We start from the raw sequence: 5068 nt of genomic DNA, 5'->3' as shown, positions 1-5068 counted from the left end.
CGCCCGCGCCCCCCCCCCCCGGCGCCCCCGGCCCCCCCCCCCCCCCCCGAGGGGCCCGCGGACCGCGGACCCCCGAGCCCGCCGTCAGGCATCGCGCTGGCCGTAGGACGAGAAGCGGGCCGCCGCGGCGGCGAGGTCGGCGGGCGTGAGGGTGCGAGGCACGCCGGCAGCGCTCGCGAGGAGCCAGACGCGGCACATCCACTCCAGCTGCGCGGTGCGCTCGTACGCCCGGTCCAGCGTTTCGCCGTAGGCGATCGTGCCGTGGTTGGCCAGCAGGCAGGCCGTACGGCTGCGCAGGGCGGCCAGCGCGGCCTCGGCCAGCTCGGGGGTGCCGTAGAGGGCGTAGGGGGCGACCCTGACGGTCCCGCCGAGGGCCGCGGTCATGTAGTGCACCGGCGGCAGCCGGCCCGTGAGGGTGGACACCGCCGTCGCGTGCGCCGCGTGCGTATGGACGATCGCCCGGGCTCCGGTACCGCGGTAGACGGCCAGGTGCAGGGGCAGTTCGCTGGTGGGGCGCAGTTCGCCGCGCACCTGCCGCCCGTCGAGGTCGACGGCGACCGCGTCGTGGGGGCGCAGCCGGTCGTACGGCACTCCCGTCGGCGTCACGACGACGAGTTCGCCGACCCGCGCGGACACATTGCCCGACGTGCCGACGACGAGCCCGTCGGCGACAGTGCGGCGGGCCGTGTCGACCACGTCCGACCAGGCTTTCTCGACGGCGTCCTGCACGGCGGCCTCCTTCGCGGGTCGGGCGTTGCCGTGGCCGCCGCGCGGGCAGTAGCGTCCCCGCACACCACTGGGGTCCACAGCGATTGCAGGTGCATTATGACCACCGTCAACGGCGGCATCTCGTTCTGGTACGCAGGCACCGGCATACCGCTGCCGCGCGAGCCGCTGCCGGGGGACGCGGAGGCCGATGTCGTGATCGTCGGCGGCGGCTACACGGGGCTGTGGACGGCGTACTACCTCAAGCAGGCGGTGCCCTTCCTGCGGATCACCGTGCTGGAGGCGAGATTCTGCGGCTACGGCGCCTCGGGGCGCAACGGCGGCTGGCTCTACAACGGCATCGCGGGGCGCGACCGCTACGCCGAGCTGCACGGCCACGATGCGGCTGTCGCGTTGCAGCAGGCGATGAACGCGACCGTCGGCGAGGTGGTGCGGGTCGCCGCCGCGGAGGGCATCGACGCGGACATCGAGCAGGGCGGCGTGCTGGAAGTGGCGTATTCCCCGGCGCAGTTGGCGCGGCTGCGGGCGTACCACGAGCAGGAGCTGGCCTTCGGTGAGAAGGACCGGGTGCTGCTGGGCGCGGCGGAGTCGGCGCGGCGGATCAGGGCGGCGGGCACGGTCGGCGCGACCTGGACCCCGCACGGCGCCCGGGTGCACCCGGTGAAGCTGCTCCAGGGGCTGGCCGCGGCGGTGGAGCGCCTCGGGGTGACCCTCCACGAGTCGACGACGGTGACCGAGATCCGCCCCAAGCACGCGGTCACCCCGTACGGCACGGTCCGCGCGCCCTATGTGCTGCGCTGCACCGAGGGCTTCACCGCGTCGGTGAAGGGGCAGCGCCGCACCTGGCTGCCGATGAACTCCTCGATGATCGTGACCGAGCCGCTGCCGCCCGAGCTGTGGGCGACGATCGGCTGGGAGGGCAACGAGACGCTGGGCGACATGGCGCACGCGTACATGTACGCGCAGCGCACCGCCGATGGCCGGATCGCGCTGGGCGGGCGCGGGGTGCCGTACCGCTTCGGTTCCCGTACCGACAACGACGGGCGGACCTCGGACCGTACGGTGGGCGCGCTGCGGGAGGTGCTGGTGCGGCTCTTCCCCGCAACGGCCGGGGTCGCGGTGGCGCATGCCTGGTCGGGGGTGCTCGGGGTGCCGCGGGACTGGTGCGCGAGCGTGCAGCTGGACCGTACGACCGGCCTCGGCTGGGCGGGCGGCTACGTCGGCAGCGGGGTGGCGACGTCGAACCTGGCCGCCCGTACGCTGCGGGACCTGGTGCGGCTGGACTCGGGCCAGGGCCACGGCACCGAGCTGACGGCGCTGCCGTGGGTGGGCCACCGGGTGCGGCGCTGGGAGCCGGAGCCGCTGCGGTGGGCGGGGGTGCGCGGGATGTACGCGGCCTACCGGGGCGCCGACCGGCGGGAGATGGCCGGGCGGAGCGCGGCCACCGACCGGGTCGCGCGGTACGCCGACCGGATCTCGGGCCGGTCCTGAGGCGTACGGTGGCGGTACGCGGGGGGCCGCGGCACGGCCCCCGTCGCGGGGTGCCGTTCCGGCCCTGTTCATCTCCGCGCCATGTCGGCACCGCGAGTCCGCCGCCAGTTCACCTTCCGTTCATCAATGATCCGTACGTTCGCCTCGCCACTGTCCGATCGAACGATTGCCTGGGTCCATGGAACACATGACGCTCCTGATCGGAATCGTCATCGCCACCGCACTCGTGTTCGACTTCACGAACGGTTTCCACGACACCGCCAACGCGATGGCCACCACCATCTCCACCGGTGCACTCAAGCCCAAGACGGCGGTGGCCATGTCCGCCGTGCTCAACCTCGTCGGCGCCTTCCTGTCCGTCGAGGTCGCCAAGACCATCTCCGGCGGCATCATCGAGGAGTCCGCCGGCGTCAAACCCGCGATGATCTTCGCCGCGCTGGTCGGCGCGATCGTCTGGAACATGCTGACCTGGCTGGCCGGGCTGCCGTCCAGTTCCTCGCACGCCCTCTTCGGCGGCCTGATCGGCGCCACGCTGGTCGCGGTCGGCCGGCACGGGGTGCACGGCGAGGCGGTCGTGATGAAGGTCCTCATCCCGGCGCTCGCCGCCCCCGTCGTGGCGGGCCTCGCCGCGACGCTGGCCACCCGGCTGAGCTACCGGCTCGGCCGCGGCGCCGATCCGCAGACCACCGCCAAGGGCTACCGGGCGGGCCAGATCGCCTCCGCGAGCCTGGTCTCGCTCGCCCACGGCACCAACGACGCGCAGAAGACCATGGGCGTCATCACCCTCGCCCTGATCACCGGCGGCGTCATCGCCCCGCACTCCGACCCGCCGCTGTGGGTCATCGTCTCGGCGGGCGCGGCCATCGCGCTGGGCACGTACATAGGCGGCTGGCGGATCATCCGCACCATGGGCAAGGGCATCACCGACATCCAGCCGCAGCAGGGTTTCGCGGCGCAGACCGGTGCCGCCGCGACCATCCTGGCCTCCTCCCACCTCGGCTTCGCGCTGTCCACCACCCAGGTCTGCTCGGGCTCGGTGATGGGCGCGGGCCTCGGCCGCAGCGGCGCGGTGGTGCGCTGGAGCACCGCGGGGCGGATGGTCGCCGCGTGGGCGCTCACGCTGCCCGCCGCGGGGCTGGTGGCCGCCGGCGCGGCGCTGCTGGCCGACCAGGGCGGCTGGGGCGTGGCCGTTGTCGCCGTCGCGGGCCTGGCGATCTGCGCCGTGATCCGTACCGCGGCCCGCCGCAAGCCGGTCAACCACACCAACGTCAACGACGACCTCGGCGCGGAGCCGCAGGGCGCGGTGACCGCGGCGATCGCCGCGGTGCTCCAGCCGCCGGCCGCCGTCCCGACCCCGGCGGCGCCCATCGCGCCGGCCGGACCCGCGACCCCGACCACCACGGCCGCCTGACCACCCCGAGGAGCCCCGTATGAGCATCGACTGGCACGCCCTCGGCTCGGTCCTGGCCGTCACCCTGGTCTCCACCGTCGGCCTGGTCGGCGTCTTCACCCTCGGCGTGGTCGGCCTGTCCCGGCCGGGCGGCGCCGCGCTGGCGCGCAGCGGGGCCTACGCCTGCTTCGCCGCGTGTACGGCGGCCGTGGCCTGGGGCATCTGGCTGATCGTGGCCAAGTAGCCGCGCCCCGCGGCGGGGTGTGGACCTCACCACACTCCGTCGCCCCAGGTCACAGGCTGGTTGACGGGCCTGCGCGAGCATGGTGGACTGCGGGGGCCATACGGCGGCAGGAGAGGAAGTCCGGTGCGAATCCGGCGCGGTCCCGCCACTGTCACCGGGGAGTGCACTCCCGACCCGTACGTCACGGCCGGCCCCGCCGGTTGGAAGACCGGGAGTGCGTAGATCCGGGAGCCAGGAGACTCTCACCGCCGGTCACGTCGAACCAGGGCGCGGACCCTGAGTGAGGACTCCTGCCATGCCCGGCGCCCTTCCCGGTACGTCCTTGTGTACGCCGGCCCCTCGGGGTGTGACGGCGGTCTGAGCTGATGCGTGCCGATCGCGTTCACGCGTACGGCGCCGCGCTCGGCTTTCTCGGCGATCTCGTCGCGGGTGACCCGCGCCGCGGCCATCCGGTCGCGGTGTTCGGGCGCGCGGCGGGGGCGCTGGAGCGCCGGATGTGGCGGGACGACCGGCTCAGCGGCGCCGTTTACACGGCGCTGAGCACCGGCGCCGTGGTGGGTGCCGCCGCGCTCGCCGGGCGGGCGGTACGGCACTCGGCCGCGCTGACGGCCGGGCTGACGGCGGCCTGCACCTGGTCGGTGCTGGGCGGTACGTCGCTGGCCGCGGAGGCGCGGGCCGTCGCCGCCGCGCTCGACGCCGGGGACATCGAGGCGGCCAGGGCCCGGCTGCCGCACCTGTGCGGGCGGGACCCGCAGCACCTCGACGCCGACGGGATCGCCAGGGCCGTGGTGGAGTCGGTCGCCGAGAACACGTCGGACGCAGTGGTGGGCGCCCTGGTCTGGGGCGCGCTCTGCGGGGTGCCGGGGCTCGCGGGCTTCCGGGCGGTCAACACGCTCGACGCCATGGTCGGGCACCGCTCGCCGCGCCACTTGCGCTTCGGGTGGGCCGCGGCCCGGCTCGACGACGTCGCGGGCTGGCCCGGCGCCCGGCTCACCGCGGCCCTGGCCGCGCTGGCGTCCACGCACCCGGTGGACGCCCTGCGCACCTGGCGCCGGGACGCCGCCGCGCACCCGAGCCCGAACGCGGGACCCGTCGAGGCCGCCTTCGCGGGCGCTCTGCGGCTGCGCCTCGGCGGCACCCTGTCCTACGCGGGCCGCACCGAGCACCGCCCCGTCCTCGGCGCCGCCTTCCCGCCGCCCACCCCCGCGGACAACCCC

At 75.0% G+C, this 5068-nt stretch carries 5 protein-coding genes and 1 riboswitch; of the genes, 4 read left to right on the top strand and 1 reads right to left on the bottom strand.

Annotated elements, in window-relative coordinates:
* Positions 1–84 precede the first annotated feature (84 nt).
* On the bottom strand, positions 85–729 hold the full coding sequence (locus tag V7E46_RS32325) for a class II aldolase/adducin family protein (RefSeq protein ID WP_333771739.1): 645 nt from the start codon (positions 727–729) through the stop codon (positions 85–87).
* Positions 730–825: 96 nt separating this feature from the next.
* Here V7E46_RS32325 and V7E46_RS32320 point away from each other — a divergent pair, with 96 nt between their 5' ends.
* The 4 genes from V7E46_RS32320 to V7E46_RS32305 all read left to right on the top strand — a co-directional run.
* Positions 826–2217: an NAD(P)/FAD-dependent oxidoreductase gene (locus V7E46_RS32320; RefSeq protein ID WP_333771738.1), complete on the top strand. Its 1392-nt coding sequence runs from the start codon at positions 826–828 to the stop codon at positions 2215–2217.
* A gap of 178 nt (positions 2218–2395) precedes the next feature.
* Positions 2396–3628, top strand: a complete 1233-nt coding sequence (locus tag V7E46_RS32315; RefSeq protein WP_333771737.1) for an inorganic phosphate transporter — start codon at positions 2396–2398, stop codon at positions 3626–3628.
* A gap of 19 nt (positions 3629–3647) precedes the next feature.
* Positions 3648–3851, top strand: a complete 204-nt coding sequence (locus V7E46_RS32310) for a hypothetical protein (protein ID WP_333771736.1) — start codon at positions 3648–3650, stop codon at positions 3849–3851.
* 112 nt (positions 3852–3963) lie between these two features.
* A riboswitch (cobalamin riboswitch) is annotated at positions 3964–4093 on the top strand.
* Positions 4094–4216: 123 nt separating this feature from the next.
* The coding region (locus V7E46_RS32305) for a cobalamin biosynthesis protein (RefSeq protein WP_333771735.1) at positions 4217–5068 on the top strand (852 nt) is incomplete at its 3' end.

Origin of the sequence: Streptomyces sp. IBSBF 2435, assembly GCF_036815005.1 — a bacterium.
GTDB lineage: Bacteria > Actinomycetota > Actinomycetes > Streptomycetales > Streptomycetaceae > Actinacidiphila.
The sequence above is the reverse complement of the archived record's forward strand: the minus strand, read 5'-3'. Positions and strand labels throughout refer to the sequence as shown.